General features: G+C 42.6%; 23 protein-coding genes and 1 tRNA gene. 16 read left to right on the top strand and 8 right to left on the bottom strand.

Annotated elements, in window-relative coordinates:
• Positions 1-9 precede the first annotated feature (9 nt).
• The 4 genes from Q0241_RS07575 (at position 10) to Q0241_RS07560 (ending at position 2,983) form a co-directional block, all read left to right on the top strand.
• Positions 10-126 (top strand): transcription antitermination factor NusB, encoded by a 117-nt coding sequence (locus Q0241_RS07575; protein WP_299375526.1) that lies wholly within the window; start codon positions 10-12, stop codon positions 124-126.
• A gap of 24 nt (positions 127-150) precedes the next feature.
• Positions 151-1,137: a thiamine-phosphate kinase gene (gene thiL, locus Q0241_RS07570; RefSeq protein ID WP_299375513.1), complete on the top strand. Its 987-nt coding sequence runs from the start codon at positions 151-153 to the stop codon at positions 1,135-1,137.
• A 93-nt stretch (positions 1,138-1,230) separates the two neighbouring features.
• The gene (locus Q0241_RS07565; RefSeq protein ID WP_299375510.1) at positions 1,231-1,683 is read left to right on the top strand and encodes a hypothetical protein; all 453 of its coding nucleotides are present in this window, start codon (positions 1,231-1,233) and stop codon (positions 1,681-1,683) included.
• 91 nt (positions 1,684-1,774) lie between these two features.
• On the top strand, positions 1,775-2,983 hold the full coding sequence (locus Q0241_RS07560) for an MFS transporter (RefSeq protein WP_299375507.1): 1,209 nt from the start codon (positions 1,775-1,777) through the stop codon (positions 2,981-2,983).
• 5 nt (positions 2,984-2,988) lie between these two features.
• On the opposite strand, the gene bamE is transcribed toward Q0241_RS07560, so the two are convergent.
• The gene (gene bamE, locus Q0241_RS07555; protein WP_299375504.1) at positions 2,989-3,447 is read right to left on the bottom strand and encodes an outer membrane protein assembly factor BamE; all 459 of its coding nucleotides are present in this window, start codon (positions 3,445-3,447) and stop codon (positions 2,989-2,991) included.
• Positions 3,448-3,604: 157 nt separating this feature from the next.
• Here bamE and Q0241_RS07550 point away from each other — a divergent pair, with 157 nt between their 5' ends.
• The 10 genes from Q0241_RS07550 (at position 3,605) to Q0241_RS07505 (ending at position 9,868) form a co-directional block, all read left to right on the top strand.
• Entirely contained in the window at positions 3,605-4,129 is a 525-nt protein-coding gene (locus Q0241_RS07550) for a ubiquinol-cytochrome C chaperone family protein (protein WP_299375500.1), read from the top strand.
• Between the two features lie 160 nt (positions 4,130-4,289).
• A complete protein-coding gene (locus Q0241_RS07545) occupies positions 4,290-4,847 on the top strand; it encodes a DUF177 domain-containing protein (protein ID WP_299375497.1) in 558 nt (185 codons plus the stop codon).
• A 94-nt stretch (positions 4,848-4,941) separates the two neighbouring features.
• Positions 4,942-5,121, top strand: a complete 180-nt coding sequence (gene rpmF / locus Q0241_RS07540; RefSeq protein ID WP_299375494.1) for a 50S ribosomal protein L32 — start codon at positions 4,942-4,944, stop codon at positions 5,119-5,121.
• An 87-nt stretch (positions 5,122-5,208) separates the two neighbouring features.
• Positions 5,209-6,255, top strand: a complete 1,047-nt coding sequence (gene plsX / locus Q0241_RS07535; protein WP_299375491.1) for a phosphate acyltransferase PlsX — start codon at positions 5,209-5,211, stop codon at positions 6,253-6,255.
• On the top strand, positions 6,252-7,226 hold the full coding sequence (locus Q0241_RS07530) for a beta-ketoacyl-ACP synthase III (protein WP_299375488.1): 975 nt from the start codon (positions 6,252-6,254) through the stop codon (positions 7,224-7,226). The genes plsX and Q0241_RS07530 overlap by 4 nt, the downstream gene beginning before the upstream one ends.
• A 152-nt stretch (positions 7,227-7,378) precedes the next feature.
• Positions 7,379-7,678 carry an integration host factor subunit alpha gene (locus Q0241_RS07525; RefSeq protein ID WP_085902237.1) on the top strand — a complete coding sequence of 100 codons (300 nt, stop codon included), beginning with the start codon at positions 7,379-7,381 and terminating at the stop codon, positions 7,676-7,678.
• Positions 7,679-7,753: 75 nt separating this feature from the next.
• Complete coding sequence (locus Q0241_RS07520) at positions 7,754-8,203, top strand: MerR family transcriptional regulator (RefSeq protein ID WP_299375485.1); 450 nt, start codon at positions 7,754-7,756, stop codon at positions 8,201-8,203.
• A 98-nt stretch (positions 8,204-8,301) separates the two neighbouring features.
• Positions 8,302-8,378 (top strand) — tRNA-Pro (locus Q0241_RS07515).
• A 144-nt stretch (positions 8,379-8,522) separates the two neighbouring features.
• Positions 8,523-9,305 carry an ATP-binding cassette domain-containing protein gene (locus tag Q0241_RS07510; RefSeq protein WP_299375482.1) on the top strand — a complete coding sequence of 261 codons (783 nt, stop codon included), beginning with the start codon at positions 8,523-8,525 and terminating at the stop codon, positions 9,303-9,305.
• Positions 9,305-9,868, top strand: a complete 564-nt coding sequence (locus Q0241_RS07505; protein WP_299375479.1) for a YigZ family protein — start codon at positions 9,305-9,307, stop codon at positions 9,866-9,868. Before Q0241_RS07510 ends, Q0241_RS07505 begins: the two co-directional genes overlap by 1 nt.
• Here Q0241_RS07505 and Q0241_RS07500 read toward each other — a convergent pair.
• A complete protein-coding gene (locus Q0241_RS07500) occupies positions 9,855-10,124 on the bottom strand; it encodes a hypothetical protein (RefSeq protein WP_299375476.1) in 270 nt (89 codons plus the stop codon). The genes Q0241_RS07505 and Q0241_RS07500 overlap by 14 nt on opposite strands.
• A gap of 178 nt (positions 10,125-10,302) precedes the next feature.
• Positions 10,303-11,106 (bottom strand): phenylalanine 4-monooxygenase, encoded by an 804-nt coding sequence (gene phhA / locus Q0241_RS07495; RefSeq protein ID WP_299375474.1) that lies wholly within the window; start codon positions 11,104-11,106, stop codon positions 10,303-10,305.
• Between the two features lie 129 nt (positions 11,107-11,235).
• Between phhA and Q0241_RS07490 the strand changes: the two genes are divergently transcribed.
• Together Q0241_RS07490 and Q0241_RS07485 are read left to right on the top strand one after the other, a co-directional pair.
• Positions 11,236-11,697, top strand: a complete 462-nt coding sequence (locus tag Q0241_RS07490; RefSeq protein ID WP_299375471.1) for an Lrp/AsnC family transcriptional regulator — start codon at positions 11,236-11,238, stop codon at positions 11,695-11,697.
• 10 nt (positions 11,698-11,707) lie between these two features.
• Complete coding sequence (locus Q0241_RS07485; protein ID WP_299375468.1) at positions 11,708-12,211, top strand: GNAT family N-acetyltransferase; 504 nt, start codon at positions 11,708-11,710, stop codon at positions 12,209-12,211.
• A 28-nt stretch (positions 12,212-12,239) separates the two neighbouring features.
• Here the strand turns inward: Q0241_RS07485 and ccoS are convergent, their stop codons facing one another.
• From ccoS to Q0241_RS07460, 5 genes are all read right to left on the bottom strand, one after another.
• Positions 12,240-12,515, bottom strand: coding sequence for a cbb3-type cytochrome oxidase assembly protein CcoS (gene ccoS / locus Q0241_RS07480; RefSeq protein ID WP_299375465.1), 276 nt, complete (start codon positions 12,513-12,515; stop codon positions 12,240-12,242).
• A gap of 1 nt (position 12,516) precedes the next feature.
• Positions 12,517-14,757 carry a cation-translocating P-type ATPase gene (locus Q0241_RS07475; RefSeq protein ID WP_299375462.1) on the bottom strand — a complete coding sequence of 747 codons (2,241 nt, stop codon included), beginning with the start codon at positions 14,755-14,757 and terminating at the stop codon, positions 12,517-12,519.
• A gap of 7 nt (positions 14,758-14,764) precedes the next feature.
• Positions 14,765-15,295 carry a FixH family protein gene (locus tag Q0241_RS07470; RefSeq protein ID WP_299375458.1) on the bottom strand — a complete coding sequence of 177 codons (531 nt, stop codon included), beginning with the start codon at positions 15,293-15,295 and terminating at the stop codon, positions 14,765-14,767.
• Positions 15,292-15,828: a FixG Ig-like domain-containing protein gene (locus Q0241_RS07465; RefSeq protein WP_299375516.1), complete on the bottom strand. Its 537-nt coding sequence runs from the start codon at positions 15,826-15,828 to the stop codon at positions 15,292-15,294. Before Q0241_RS07465 ends, Q0241_RS07470 begins: the two co-directional genes overlap by 4 nt.
• On the bottom strand, positions 15,795-16,981 hold a 1,187-nt coding region (locus tag Q0241_RS07460), incomplete at its 5' end, for a heme lyase CcmF/NrfE family subunit (protein WP_299375455.1). The genes Q0241_RS07460 and Q0241_RS07465, both read right to left, overlap by 34 nt.

Here is a 16,981-nt window from a genome sequence, read left to right as displayed (position 1 = left end):
CCCGCAAAAGTGATTATTTCTGAATATGTTGATGTCGCTCATGCGTTTCTTGGTGATAAAGAAACAGCCATGGTAAACGGTGTTTTGGATCGTCTTGCACACAGCCTGCGCAAAGACGAATTTTAATATAATTCCAACAGGACTTTCCAGGTGGACAAAACAGAATTTGATCTAATCAAAAGCTATTTTGCGCCGCTTACTGCTGGTTATCCCGAAGCCTATAACCTTACAAATGATGCTGCACTGATTAGTGAAAATCCTGATCGGTCTACCGTTGTTACAATGGATACTCTTGTCGAGAGTGTCCATTTTTTATCAACTGATCCTGCCGAAGGTATCGCGCGCAAAGCTCTACGGGTAAACCTTTCTGACTTAGCTGCCATGGGGGCTAAACCAAAAGGTTACACACTTTCAATCTCCTACAGTGCATCACTTGCAAGTGATTGGGTGAGATCGTTCACTCAGGGTCTAGCAGACGATCAGAAAATTTTTGGATGCCACCTGATTGGCGGCGACACCGTTTCAACGCCCGGGCCATTGACGATTTCTCTTACTTGTTTTGGTTCTGTCCCGCGCGGTAAATGCTTACACCGAACGACTGCTAAAGAGGGAGATGATATCTGGGTAAGTGGCACTATTGGAGATTCTGCTGCTGGTTTGAAGCTCCTCAAAGGGGAGATTAATACAAAAAATTCTGCGGCAAAATCTTTTTTAATAGACAGATATAGAGTTCCTCAACCAAGAACCCCTTTGGGCATTGCCTTGTTAGAACAAGACATCAGCAAAACGGCCCTTGATGTATCCGACGGACTTCTTGCCGATGTCAAACATATTGCAGACGGTTCACACCTTCAGGCTAGCATAACCGCCTCAAAAATACCTTTGTCTAATCCCTTTAGAGATATGTACCAAGATATCACAGATCCTGAAATTCATCTGGCGGCTTCAGGCGGTGATGATTACGAACTATTGTTCACAGCATCACATAGCAACAAAGGCAAAGTTATTGAATTATCAGAAAAGTTAAATATTCCAGTTACACGAATAGGCGTTTTGACTAGAGGGCGAGGTGTCTTGTTATTAGATAAAGATAATAAGAGCATGCCTGTCAGCGAATATGGTTGGAAACATTTTTAGTATTTAATTCATTTGAGTGAATACCCTTTGTTTAATTTAAACTAAACCTTATTATTACTATTACATCTAAAGACATTTCACTCTGGTGGTTAAATGAAAAAAATTATCATACTCATTGCAATAATCTTGCTGCTTGGGGGCGGTGGGTTTGCCGGGTGGTGGTTTTTTTTGAAAGCACCAGATAGCGAAGAAGAAGTTGTCGAAGAAATTCCTGAAATCCCATCTGCTTTTCTCGAATTTTCGCCAACCGTAATTCACCTTATCAAAGAAGGTGTTGTGACGCATCATGTCACAGTAAAAATCACGATAGAAGTCGCAGAAGGTCCCGACCTTATTAATGCTGAACGCTGGCAAATTCGGCTACAAAACGACTTTATGACAGAGCTTCATTCCCTTTATTATTACAGATACTTCACTCAAGATGGGTATGTGAACGATAAAATCACCAAACGTCTGATCGATGTTGCTGATAAAGTTATGGGCAAGGGGGTTGTACGTGATGTTGAGCTTCTTATTGAAGGTATTACAAAACCCTCAAACAGTTAGATTTAACAATTCATTATGACAAAACTAATTCCCCTTGGAATTAGATACAAGTCCTGTGTATGGTTGCTTGCAATCAAGTAGAGACCCATACATGCCGAAGCACGACCCTACCAAATCTAATGTCATTTTTCTTGCCATCTGCCAAGCCTTGGGGATGAGCTGTAGCTCTATGCTTATTTCCATGAGTGCTCTTGTTGGAACGACGCTTGCCGACGACAAGTCATATGGAACACTGCCTTTATCACTCCAGTTTTTAAGCATGATGATATGCGCATTACCCATTTCATATTTTATGAAACATTACGGACGTCGTGCAGGCTTTAGTCTTGGGGCTATTTGCGGTGCTCTATCAGGTTTTTTCTCTGCTCAAGCCGTTCTGGATAATAACTTTGAGCTTTTTTGTTTAAGCTCATTTCTTTTTGGGGCTTTCACATCAACGGTCGCTTATTATCGCTTCGCGGCTGCAGATACCGCTACAGAAGTTTTTAAAAACAAAGCTATTTCCCTCGTTATGGCAGGCGGCGTTATATCCGCTTTTGCAGGGCCTGAATTGGCAAAATGGTCAAAAGATCTAGAGTATTTTGGCCCAATATTATTTGTAGGAAGCTTTTATGCGATCACGGGTCTTTGTTTCGTAACATTATTGATCGTACAGTTTTTGAACATCCCCAAACTCGCAGTACATGAGCTAAAATCAAGTGGTAGGTCTATTTTAGAAATAGCCCGACAACCCGTTTTCTTTGTCGCTGTACTTAGCGGTATTGTTAGCTATGCATGTATGAATCTAATCATGAGCATAACACCAGCAGCGATGATTGCCTGCGCACATCCCTTTGACGCGGCCGCCTTTGTTATCCAATGGCACGTATTTGGTATGTATGCGCCATCCTTCTTTACAGGGTCTATTATCAACCGATTTGGTCTAATCAAGGTCCAGATAGCTGGGGTTTCTCTAATCGCAATGGCCGCGGCCATCAATTTGACTGGCATAGAGATCGAAAATTTTTGGTTTGGACTGGTTACGTTAGGCCTTGGTTGGAATTTTCTTTATGTCGGGGGCAGTGCCATGCTAACGGAATCATACAGGCCAGAGGAAAAAGCCAAAGTTCAAGCCTTTAACGAGCTTTTAGTTTTCGGGGTTGTCGCAACAACAGCCTTCAGCTCTGGTTTTGTTTTTGATAAATTCGGCTGGACAGCAGTTAACACCCTGGCATTCATTCCAGTGGGAATTTTTATTGCTGTCCATTTGATATATCGACACCCGTTAAGGCGTAGATTGTCTTCACCGAAAGTAATCTAGTTGAATTAGTTATCGCCACCTGGGGTAAATTTACCAAGGTTACCAAGAAGCTGTTGAATAATTGTCAGATCTTGTCCCTCTGTTGGTGTTACCCGTGTGACAGGGTCAATGATACGTCCGTCTTCCAGTGCAAACTGTTGTGATTCTTCTAATTTTCCATCCTCGGAAAATTTAACGACAAGAATACTACGCTCAAGAACAACAGGGTCGTAAAAGGCTGTTTTTTCAACTCTTTCACCAACGTAGTACCAGACCTGATCTTTAAATGTAGAGAGGGTAGATGGTGAACCTAATAATTCAGCAACATCACGACGACTGGATACACCTGTTTCAAGTTTGCTGACCTCTTCCGGGTCGGGGTAGTTTCCTCTTACATTTACACGGCTTTCACAGGCACTCAGTGCAAAAGGGATAAGCATTGCAGCCAAAAGCATTTTGGCTTTAGAGGAAACTTTATGAGACATAATCGTATTCTGACCTTATTGATCTAAATATGAGCGAATGGCTATTTAACATAAAAGATGTTTTTGCTAAACCATACGCGTTACACAGGCACTATACTCGTCTATATACTTTTTTCGAGTCATAAATCCAAGCTGATAATATCGAAGGGTTCAGTAGTTGTTCAGGAAGCTTTTTCGTCGCGATAGCGAATCTGATGCGGTGCATGATCTATATGCGAACCTCATGTCACAGGCACGTAAGAAAGAATTTTACGAAAATTATTCTGTACCTGATAGCTTGGATGGGCGTTTCGATATGATTACATTACACATGTTCTTGGTACTGCACAGATTAAAGGATGACAAACAGACAACAGAAACGTTTTCTCAAAAGCTCTTTGATTTAATGTTTTATGATATGGACCTTAGCCTGAGGGAAATGGGTGTTGGGGATGTTGGCGTTGGTAAACGTGTGAAGGCCATGTTACAGGGTTTCTATGGCCGTTTAGCAGCTTACGAAGAAGCATTGCCTCTTGAAGAGGAGGACCTCGAAAGTGCGCTGGAACGCAACCTTTACGGAACGACCGGTGCCGACAAAGAATCGCTGCAATACATGCGTAAATATATAACCCGGCAAATCGAACACCTAAAAGGGCAAGAAATCATACAGTTGATGTCGGGCAAGATTACCTTTTGCCCTTAAAGTCTAGTATAGCTGCGTTGCAATAAAATAATTTGACCGATAATTTTACGGCCCTTATTGTGCGCAATCTTGAATTTAAGTGTAATATTAGCTTGTTATCTGTTTAAGAAAACACTTAATCAAAGATAATATCGTTTCAAATATAATCAGGAGTTCAGCAATGGAAACGCCGTGCGAAAGTGAATTTTCGCGTCGCTATCCCGTTGATAAAGTTCAAGCACGCTCACAGGTTTTAAATATAAAAGCGAAACCAGAAGAGTGTGAAGCTGTGGCAAAAAGATTTGATTTAATTGAATTAAAATCGCTTTCCGCAACACTGGAACTTGACCCAAAAGGGAAGGGATCGTTGCTTGAAGTAAAAGGTCAATTGAAAGCCGATGTTACACAATCCTGCATTTTATCTGCAGAACCTGTGACGGCGAAGATCAATGAACCTTTTGATATACTCTATAGTTTTGAGTCTATCCGAGAGACAACAGACGAAATCCTGATTGATATTGATGCGGAAGATCCGCCTGAAATGGCAGATCCAAAAGGAATTGATTTTGGAGAGGCTATTGTTCAGCAACTAGCTGTTATGTTAGACCCTTATCCGAAAGTACCTAATTCTACTTGGGATGGCGATTCTGTGGACGAAGCGCCAGATGAAGAAGAAATGCAGGAAGCAGCAAAAACGAGCCCGTTTTCTGTACTAAAAAACCTGCAAATTAAAAAGTAGGGTATATTTACCTTAGTTAGGGCTTGCCGTAAGCGAAGTTATTCGTTAATAAGCGGCGAGTTTTTTATTAAAGCTGAATGCGAGAGTTAGAGCAATGGCTGTTCCAAAGAGTAAGATTAGTAATTCCCGTCGTGGTCAACGTCGGTCACACGATGCGCTTCCTTCAAGCGTTTCACAAGAATGTCCAAACTGTGGTGAGCTGAAACGCCCACACCATGTTTGTGCTTCATGCGGCACTTATGATGGCCGTGACATAGCAGAAGCTGAAGCCTAAGGCTTGTCAAAATAGTCTTTTGTGATAGGCCGATCATTATATTGGTCGGCCTTTCTTTTATGGATCAATTTGACAAGCGGGAAACCAGTGAGCGGTAGCATAACCATAGCCTTAGATGCAATGGGAGGTGATGACGCACCGGATATCGTAGTACATGGAGCTGAAATAGCTTCACAAAGATATCCTAACGTTAGATTTCTCATGTTCGGTCGAGAGCAAGAGGTTATGCCTCTGCTCGACAAAACGACCAAATTAAAAGATGTCGTTGAGTTTATTCATACAGAGGACAAAGTTCTCAGTGATGATAAACCTGCAGTGGCCTTACGCTCTGGGCGTAAGTCATCAATGCGTCTTGCCATAAATGCAGTACAGGATGGCCGTGCGGATGGTGTTGTTTCCGCCGGAAATACTGGTGCTCTGATGGCTATGTCAAAGTTTGTCCTTAAAACCCTTCCTGGTGTCGATCGCCCTGCGATTGCCTCGTTCTTTCCAACATTACGTGGGGAATCCCTCATGTTGGATCTTGGGGCTAACCTTAGCTGTGATGCTGATAATCTTGTCGATTTTGCTGTCATGGGGAATGCCTTTGCCCGCTGTGTCCTGGGCGTACAGGAACCTTCGGTTGGTATTTTGAATGTCGGATCCGAAGATGTGAAAGGGCATGAATACCTGCAAGTTGCGAGCTCAATGCTCCGAAAAGCAGACCTGCCTGGTGATTTCATTGGCTTTGTAGAAGGCGATGACATCGGTAAAGGCACTGTGGATGTTATTGTTACTGATGGCTTTACTGGTAACGTTGCCCTGAAGACAGCCGAAGGCACCGCAAAACTTATCTCTGAATTCTTTAGACAGACCTTCAAAAGTAGTATGCTAGCCAGCCTAGGATATCTTTTGGCAAGTTCTGCGCTTACTAAATTAAAGAAACGTGTTGACCCTCGCCTGTATAATGGGGCTATCTTTCTTGGTCTTAACGGTATTGCCGTTAAAAGCCATGGTGGTACTGATGCTATCGGGTTTGCAAATGCCATAGGCGTCGCCGTTGATATGCGTGACCAGGATATTGTCACCAAAATTCGTGAAGATTTCGATTCGTTGACACGCGAACCGATAAATGAGCAGGCTGGGTTTGAATGATCGTACGTGCAAATATCAAAGGCTGTGGCTCTTATTTACCAGAACGTATTCTGACAAATGATCAGTTAGCCGAACGTGTTAATACATCAGACGAATGGATTCAACAGCGCACGGGCATCAAACACAGGTATATTGCCGGCGAAAACGAATTAACTTCTGATTTGGCAACAAAGGCTGCGCTTGCAGCTTTGGAGCATGCCAATATTGATGTTTCAGATGTTGATCTTATTGTTTGTGCGACCGCAACTCCAGATGAGACCTTCCCAGCTACAGCAACCGTTGTTCAAAAGAACCTCGGGATAACCAGAGGCGCTGCCTTTGATCTACAAGCAGTTTGCAGTGGTTTTGTCTATGGTCTATCGGTTGTTGATAGTTTGATCCAAACTGGCCAAGCAAAAACAGCATTACTAATTGGCGCAGAAACCTTTTCCCGTATTCTCGACTGGGACGATCGTTCTACTTGCGTTCTTTTTGGTGATGGAGCAGGTGCAATTGTGCTTCAGGCCGAAGAAGGTAATGGAGACGCGAACGATAGTGGTGTTTTAAGCTCGCACATTTATGCGGATGGGCGCTGTCATGATGCGCTTTATGTGGATGGTGGACCATCTTCAACCGGAACAGCTGGTTTCCTTCGTATGGAAGGCAAAGAGGTGTTCCGACAAGCTGTCACAAGAATGCCAGAGGCAATTGATGCCGCGCTTAAAAAGTCAAATTTAGGCCCTGAAGATATTGATTGGCTCGTTCCGCATCAAGCAAATATCCGTATTATTGAATCAATGGGAAAAAAATTAAAACTTCCCAAAGAGCGGGTTGTCGTGACTGTTGATAAACATGCAAACACCTCTGCTGCTTCTATTCCTTTGGCATTGACCGAAGCCGTTTATGATGGCCGAATTAAACGCGGTGATATGATCATGATGGCAGCCATGGGCGGTGGTTTTACGTGGGGGTCTGCGCTGATACGTTGGTAACGTAAACGTATCTGAAAAGATGTCATGCAGCACCTTTATGAGATTAAACTTGTAATTTCCTGAAAAGTTTAGCAAAATCGCTTTGTATATCATCTGAATTACTGGTTTTTTCCGGAAAATTCACATAACGATAACAAGGGGAGTGGAACTTCATTATGAGCACTACAGTCACTCGTGCTGATCTCAGTGAAGCCGTATATCAAGAAGTTGGCCTATCCAGAAATGAGTCTGCAGATTTGGTAGAATCTGTTCTGAATGAAATTTCTGACACCTTGATCAAAGGTGATTCGGTTAAGATATCGTCTTTTGGTAGTTTCGCCGTTCGTGAGAAAGGTGAACGTATTGGACGTAACCCAAAAACCGGGGAAGAAGTTCCAATTTTACCACGCAGAGTTCTCGTATTTCGAGCTTCTCATGTTTTGAAAAATAAAATAAATACGTCTCTTTCTTAAAGTATCGTATTATTTTATCGGAACGTATCAGTAACAAACTGATAAAATCTAAAAAAGCAGGAGTTTAATCTGCAAATGTCTGCTGCGGAAACCTCTAGTAAATCTGCGGCTGCGTTCCGGACGATTAGCGAAGTATCTGGAGACTTGAATGTACCACAGCATGTGCTGAGGTTCTGGGAAACAAAATTCCCTCAAGTTAAACCTTTGAAACGCGCGGGACGCAGACGTTATTATCGCCCGGAAGACCTGAAAATACTTCGTCAGATAAGAGACCTTCTCTACAAAGACGGGTATACCATTAAGGGTGTTCAAAAACTGTTTAAAGAGGGTGCATTTAAACCCCAAAAATCAGTTGATGAACAAAAGTCTGACCAGAAAAAAGAAATTACAGCAAAAGATTCCTCCAAAAACGTACAAAGCAAAGAAGAGCAAAAAAGCATAACAGAACAGTTTGTTGGCCTTTCTCTTGATCATCAAAAAGAAATTTTGGATGAGCTAAAATCTATTCGGGCTTTGCTTGACTAAAATTTCACTTTTTTCTCTCAACAGCATTGCCTTGCACTTATAGCGAATGTATATAGTGCCGAGAAATCTTAAGTATTACAGCTTAAGTTTTTTTCTATCGGAGTATAGCGCAGTCTGGTAGCGCACTTGGCTGGGGGCCAAGGGGTCGCAGGTTCGAATCCTGCTACTCCGACCAACAGAAACCTCTGCCCCTTTAAGGGCCAGAGGTTTTTTTGATTTACGTATCAGTATATGAATTCAACAACTTATCAGGCTGGTATTATTGTTCGTCTATGATAATCTTGGCGCAAGTAATCTGACGCTTGGGGGATTAGTCGGTATGAATACCGAAATCAACGAAACAAAAACAGCTCTTGAAGCAAAAGGCCTCAACAAAAGCTTTAATGGCCTTAAAGCGCTTGACGACCTGAGTTTTAAAATACAATTAGGGGAAACTCTTGTTATCATAGGCCCGTCAGGTAGTGGAAAAACACTGCTGCTTAAAACCTTGCTTGGTATTACGCCTCAAGATACGGGTAACATCTTTATCCAAGGCTCTCCCAAAGAAGACGTTCAGGAAAATTCATCAAACTTCCTTGACCGATTTGGTATGCTTTTCCAACAATCAGCGCTATTTGATTCAATGACAGTTTGGGAAAACATTGGTTTTAAAGAGCTAAAAAAGCCAAATGCGAATAAAGAGATAATAAAAAACGATGTAATAAAGCTGTTAGATAGAGTTGGGTTAAGACCTGAAGTTGCCGATCTATATCCAGCAGAGCTATCTGGCGGTATGCAGAAACGAGTCGGACTTGCCCGGGCCTTTGCTGGCGATCCTGAGTTTTTGTTATTGGATGAGCCAACAGCTGGTCTTGACCCAATTATGAGTAATTCAATTAGCCAACTCATAAAGCAACAAACAAAAGAACATAATACAACATCAATTGTTATTAGCAGTGATCTAGATTCCGCTCGAAAAATATCCACGAACATAATGATGTTACATCAAGGAAGAGTGGTTTGGTTTGGGCCAACCAATGAATTAGACGAGACAGATAATCCCTATATCAAACAATTCATTCATAAATCTGCAAAAGGTCCCATCGCAGTTCTCACTGAATAATGTTTTACGTTGATTGTGAAAGTTTTACGGAAATTGACGAAAAGAAATCTCGTTTTATTTCGTACTTAATGCCAATTTCTTCTTTTGATAAACGCCTAGCTGAATTACGTGACGAGTTTAAAAAAGCAAATCACTATGTTTGGGCGTTTAGAAGGCTCAACCAATACGATCAAATAGAAGAGGGATCTAGCGATGATGGTGAGCCCGCGGGAACCTCGGGTCCCCCAACCCTCAAAGTCTTACAGGGGAATTCTCTGATTAATACGGCGGTTATTACAGTTCGTTTTTTTGGCGGCACAAAGCTGGGGACCGGCGGTTTGGTTCGTGCCTATAGTGAAAGTACGAAACAGGTTATTCAAAATGCACACCTGTTGGCCTACGTTAAATTACACCAACAAGAACTAGCTTTACCTTTCAAATCCATATCGCACGCTGAATACCTCTGTGACCAGATTGGCGTTAAAATTATCCAAAAAGATTTTGGCGCAACCGGGGCAATTTTTATTGTAGAGGGAATGGAAGAACAATTATCAAAATTACAAGATCAGCTTAATCTGCATTAATGATATTCTGAACGGCAGAGGTTGCCTTTAATGACTTCGCCAATGCAAGAAGTTCATTACGTGCCAACATTAGAGCTTCTTTGTCTTGGGTAGAGAGATTATGTTGGGTTAAACGATAATGATAAATGCGGTGAGCTTGTTTTGTAAGAATAGCCCACTTACTGTTAGGATCATGGACCAACGACAAATGTTTGGGCTGATCACGTTTAAGTGCCGCCTCTATATTTGTTGAGTTTTTTATGGCCCCCTGATGCATTAAGCTCGTCCCCGTACTAGAAGCTTTCTCATCCACTTAAGTTTGGTTAACAGTCTCTTACTACAATTTAACTAAAATTGCTACTATAAAGCCTTCTAGCCGGAATCTTTAGGTCATGTAACCCGTAAAGCGGAAAACCTCCTCTAACAAGAGGAGGTTACAAAAGATATAAGCTATCTTAGTGTGGTTTCTGATCCGGGGCTAATGGTGCAGGATTAATATTTCCAAGCTGTTTTGCATGATCAATAACTGGGAGCAAGTCTGACATTATGGTATCAAACAGTTGTTCAAAGCTATTAATCATATAATAGATCGGTTGATAGATATCAATTCGATAGTTTGTTCTGAATATACTTAACGGATCAAATTCCATAATTGTCGGTTCTTTGTTGTCCATACAATAAACAGATTCACCCGATGAAGATGCCAGACCAGCACCGTATATACGGTTTCCCATATCCGTTTTGATCAGACCAAATTCAACGGTAAACCAGAAAAGTCTTTGTAAAGGCCACATGTATTGCTTTTCAACAGAGAGAGCGAGTTTACCGTACTCCTGAACATAATCAGCAAAAGATTGGTTGGTCAACATAGGGCAGTGACCATATATCTCATGAAAAATATCAGGCTCTTTTATATAATCAAAATCTTCCCTTAACCGGATAAAGGTTGCTGCAGGAAAGCGTCTGTTTGCCAGAATGGCGAAAAAATCTTTCGGGGGGATTACAGCGGGAACAGATTCAACACCAAACCCAGTCGCATCGAACAAACGATTGCTAATTTCCTTTAACTGAGGAACTCGACTACTATTTAATCCAAGTATTTCCCTACCCTTGATAAACTCATCACATACCCGGCCTTCAAGTATGTCGTTTTGGCGGTTTATTAAATCGCCCCAAATCTCGTTCTCAGATCGGCTATAGTGATATAAACCATTTGAATCCGGTATTTTAGATTCATAGATAGACCCTTGGTGTCCCATTTTTACCTCATTATTTTATCCCTGCTTTATTTGTTTATTTTATCTCAAAATATGGGGTATTATGTTCTAATAAACCACATAAAACAGATTTAATAACAAATTTAATTCAACAAATAGCTGTATATTGAAATGATTGACCTTGATGTTCTAGATATAAAAATACTTAGCTTGCTGCAAAAAGATGCCTCTCTTTCAACGGCAGAGATAGCTACGACTGTTGGGCTTTCTCAATCACCTTGCTGGCGGCGGATAAAACGTTTTCGAGACGAGGGACTAATCCGCAAAGAAGTGTGTTTACTGGACCCTAAAATTGCAGGTCTGAGCGTAACAGTCTTTACAACAGTCACATTGGTTCAGCATAGCGAAGAACAGGTTCGACAGTTCGAAGATATCGTCAATCGACGCCCAGAAATTATGGAATGCTACACAATTACAGGTAACAGAGATTATCTGTTACGCATTATCGCAAAAGACATTGAATCTTATGATCGTATGCTGACAGAACAATTTTTACATTTACCGATAATTAACTCAGTAAATTCACGCTTTGCCCTACGAAACGTAAAATACTCAACAGAACTACCGATTTAGAGGACCGGACATGAAAATTCGGAAAGAAGAGATCAAAGATCGTGCACAGGTTTTTCAAGTTGTTCACGATGCTTTTGGTAAGTGGGATGAGTGTGATCTCATCAAACAACTACACCTGGACAATGATGTACTTTTGGGACTTGTTGCTGAAGAAGAGGGGGAAATTATAGGGCACATTCTTTTCAGCATCATGGAAATTACATCTCCACACCTACACATTCAAACCGCAAGCCTCGCACCGCTATCTGTAACGCCTGCTTATCAGGGGCAAGGTATTGGAAGCCAACTTGTCGAACGGGGAATTCAAGCTTGCAGAGATATCGAAGACCTATCCGGCATTATTGTTCTCGGCGATCCGGCTTATTATTCCAGATTTGGTTTTGCAAGCTCTTTAACAGAGCATCTGGATGCCCCTTTTAAAGGGGACGCATTTATGGGATTGGAATTCAGAAAAAACATCTTCCCTGAAAATGGGAAAGTTATGTATTCTCAGGTATTTGGAATACAAACTTAATGTCAAAAACAAAAGATAGTTATTATGCTTAGCAACATTTCGGGAATGACTTATTCAAACCGTCTTGTCCCTTTTCTTTTGCATCGTAATCGGCCTCATTAAGTACGGTATACGCTTTTTTGTCGCTGTCAGATTTGTGCTTGCTAAAGTCTTCATCTTCAACGAGATCATCATCAAATACAGCTCTGTAGGCCGCACCTTCCAGATCATCATATTGCCCTGTGCGCAAAGACCATAAAAAAGCAGCAAGCCCAAGTAAGCCGAGTAAAAGAGCGATAGGAATAAGAAATGTAAGAGCGGTCATATTATGCTCCTTTTTCTGAAAGTCTGAGCCGCAAGGCATTAAGAGTAACCACAATGGATGATCCTGACATCGCAAGTGATGCAATTAACGGCGTTACATATCCACTCATAGCCAGTGGTACAGCAATCATATTATAGACAATTGCCAACCCAAAGTTCTGGAAGATTAAATGCTGTGCTTTTTTTGCAATCGTTATTGCCTCTACGATTGGTTTGAGTTTATTTCCTTGAAAAATAAAATCGGCCGTCGTCTGGCTAATATCTGAAGCGGTCGCCGGGGAAGCAGATACAAAGGCACTGGCCAATGCTGGGGCATCATTTAATCCATCCCCCACCATCAAAACCTTATGGTCTTGATCTGCTAATGAATCTAAATATGAAATTTTGTCTTTTGGATTAGCCCCTGCAATCCACTTTTTAATAGACAACAATTCGGCAGCTTTTTTTACAGCGCTCTCCCTATCACCCGAAAGGATTTCAACAGATTTTAGATGCTTTTGTGCATAGTCAACAGCCGCAGATGCATCATCTTTCAATTGATCTTCAAAAGTAAACCGAACTTTTTTACCGGTATTATCTGAGAGCCATAGCTCACTAACCTCGTCATCAAGTGATTGATCGTCATCAACAATACCACACCAGCTTCGATTACCAATACGAACTCTGTTATCATTCAAGTAATATTCCAAACCTTGTCCCGGTTCTTCATGCACTTGATCTCTCTTAACAACAGGCGCATTAGCGGCGGCGACCAATGCTTTTGAAAGAGGGTGTTTGCTTGAAAGGGCCAGTGAAGCAGCTAAGGATAAATCGCTTGGTGAAACGGTATCTTTATTGATTAAAGCAGGCCGCCCCTTGGTCAAGGTACCCGTTTTATCGAAGACCACAACGTCTGCATCAGCCAACCGTTCTAACCCATCAGCTGCTTTCACCAGGATACCCCTACGTAGCAGCAAGCCACTAGCAACAACCTGCACTGTCGGTACAGCAAGTCCCAAAGCGCAGGGGCACGTTATAATCAAAACGGCAATTGCATTCATTAATGCTAAATGCCATCCACCATCACCTAGGGCCCACCATCCAATAAAGGTGAGTGCAGAGAGAATATGAACAACAGGCGCATAAATTTGAGCGGCTCGATCAGCAAGACGTACATATTTTGCACGCCCTTGTTCCGCTGTTTCCATCAATTTAACAATTTCAGAAAGCAGTGTTTGATCGTCTTGCGCTGTGACTTCGACCTCAATAGGTGTAGAGACGTTAAGTGTGCCAGCAAAGACGGCATCGCCTACCAATACCTTTTGCGGTAAAGATTCCCCAGTGATCAAAGAGCTATCAATTTCGCTGTTCCCGCTTATGACAGTACCGTCCACAGGAATTTTTTCTCCGACAGCAATGGCAACTTTCATACCCGGTTCAACAGCCTCTACAGGCAGCGAAGCATGCGTCCCGTCATTTTTGATAATAGTTGCCGCAATAGCCCGAAGCGATAACAAGTTCTGTGCCGCAGACTGCGCCTTACTGCGCATCCGTCGATCAAGATATCGGCCAATCAGAAGAAAGAACAAAAGCATAACGGATGCATCAAAATAAGCATGTTGTGCACTTTGCAGGGTTTCGGCAACACTCATCCCCACAGCGAGAAGAACAGCAAGCGATATAGGTACATCCATATTCAAACTGCGCGTTTTCAGAGCTGCAATTGCTGATCTAAAAAAGGGCTGTCCTGAATAGGCAACTGTTGGCAAGGCAATGAGGCCAGATACCCAATGTAATAAGTCACGCGTTGCTGGTCCCATATCATCAACACCTGACCAGACTGCAATTGACAGCAACATAACATTTGCAGCGGCAAAACCGGCGACACCCATTGCTTTCAAAAGCGTTTTGTCTTCTTTATTACTCGCAGAGCTCATAAGTGCTGGGTTATAGGGCGTCGGCGGAAAATCAAGATCGTCAAGTTTGTGTACGATGGCGTTGGCTGATGTCTTAGTTTCGTCCCAAAGAACATACAACCGTTTTGTCGACAGGTTTACACGTGCTGTTTCAATCCCGTCCATTTTGTTGAGGTTGCCCTCAATAAGACGAATGCAGGATGGACAGTGAATGGTATCTACAATTAAGTGTAATTGTGAAAGCCCAGTCTCATTTTTATAGACGTAAGCAGTCGGATCTATACTGGCAGGTATCTCCGGCTGAGTTTCAACGTTAGGGTTATTGAGATCAGAACAACACTTTGACATTATAAAGCTACTTCACGAAAAAACGTTTTTCCAACTGGAAGGGTGTCCCGTTCGGAGATGTTGCAGAAAGACTGGCATGCCATTGGCCCTTTAAAGGAAGATCAATAACAGCCTCGTATTGTCCACGGCTGCTTTCCGCAAGTACAAGTGTTTGATCGTACCCTTGAAGAGTAGGGCGACCAATTTTTACGGTAACGTCAAACCCAGACAAATTAAGGTTATTTTGATCCTGCAATGTAAAGGAAATCATTTTCTGTGCCCCCTGGGAAACGAGTTCCAGAGAGCTCTGCCAGTTGAGTTCTTCTTGAATTTTTGCAGCTTCAATCGTTTGATTATAGTTCAAGCCATCGACATAAGCATTTTCCTTGGACAGCCCTGTCCATGTATTCGTCGCAAAATAAATAAATGCGATATTCATACCGATGATGACACCAAAAAAAGATAAAATAGAAATCAGGAAATGTTTTCCGGTAAATTTCTTTTCCTTTTGTGGGGTAGGGACCTTGTTCATTACAGATACGCTTTCTGCTATAGTCATTTGTTCGGACCTATAAATACACTATCATTAGACACGCTATATCCAGTCTCTTTATTCGTGACAGTGATTGTAATTGGTTCAGAGGCCGTTTCCAGTTCTTGTGCATCAACCGTTAGGAACAAATGAACACTCCTCAGGTTATCGGATTTAACGTCGACAACGGGTACTGGACCAACATTTTCAATATCGTTAATTTTAATATCCTTAAAATCAAGGCCTGTAACCGTCACTAGGAACTGTTGCTGCATACGTTCTTTGTTGAGAATTTTCACAGTATAACCGTTTCGGATACTGCCGTCCGACAGCTGGACAAACAACGGATTACGATCCCTCAACACATTAAGATCCAAGGGCGATCTACTGGCAAGCAAATAGACCATAAAGGCGCAAACAGCAAAGATAGCAACGGCGTAAAATACCGTCCTCATACGTAAAAGGCTGAACTTTTGCGGCACGCCCTTTAACCGTCGGGCCATATTGGCGTCGGTGTCATACCCAATCAATCCCCGGGCAGTTCCCATTTTATCCATAATGCCGTCACAAGCATCAATACAAAGGGCACAATCAACAAGGTGAACATTTGGTTAAAGAACGGAGCGCCTACGGAAATACTGCCTAAGCCTAACTCTTTGTGAACAAGAGGCAGTAGCGTACCGAGAAGAACAACTAATGTTGCAGCACACAAAAAGACATTGTTGCCCATCAACAGCACTTCTCGAGAAAAGGCTTGGTAGCGTCCAGGGCTTTTAAGCGAAGCCGCACGCATGGCATAAAGTAGCAATCCAAAACCGCTAAGTACAATCAATATGCCTAAGATGAACAAGCCTCGAGTAGGATCGCTTGCAAAAGAGTGCACCGAAACGATGACCCCGGAACGTACTAAAAAGGTCCCTAATAAACTCAAACTAAATGCGGCAATTGCAAGTAGCACTGTCCATGACTTAAACGCCTTTCGCTTTTCGGTCACTGCCAGCGAATGCATCAGGGCCGTACCTACCAACCAAGGCATGAAAGAGGCGTTCTCGACTGGATCCCAGAACCACCAGCCACCCCAGCCAAGTTCGTAATACGCCCACCAGCTGCCTAGCGCAATGCCCACGGTGAGAAATGCCCAGGCAGAGATAACCCAAGGCCTTGACCAGCGTGCCCAGGTTGAGTCTAGCTGACCTGAAATTAGTGCTGAAATTGCAAAAGCAAACGCGACAGAAAAGCCAACATAACCCATGTAAAGCATAGGCGGGTGAATGATCATGCCAAAATCTTGCAGCAGCGGATTAAGATCTCGCCCATCGACCGGGAAAAATGGCAGCATGCTGTTAAACGGGTTTGAGGTAAGCAGCATGAATAAGTAAAAACCGATGCCCACCATTCCCAATACCGACAGCACCCGTGCGACCATAGCAAGAGGAATACCCTTGCTGAATATCGCCACTGCTACTGTCCATATGGAAAGCATCAACACCCACAGCAGAAATGAGCCTTCGTGGCCGCCCCACACAGCGGTAATTTTATAATAGATAGGAAGTCGACTATTTGAGTGCTGGGCAACATAGGCCACACTAAAGTCGTCGGTTACAAAGGCATAGGTTAAGCATACATAGGCAATAAGCGTGAAGGTAAATAAGCCTATCGCCAGCGGTTTGGCCGTTGCCATTAGCGCTTCGTGCTGACGGTGAGCCCCCCATA

The organism is uncultured Kiloniella sp. (assembly GCF_937128705.1).
Classification (GTDB): Bacteria; Pseudomonadota; Alphaproteobacteria; order Kiloniellales; family Kiloniellaceae; genus Kiloniella.
Note: the sequence above shows the minus strand (reverse complement) of the source record. Positions and strands in the feature narration are given on the sequence as shown.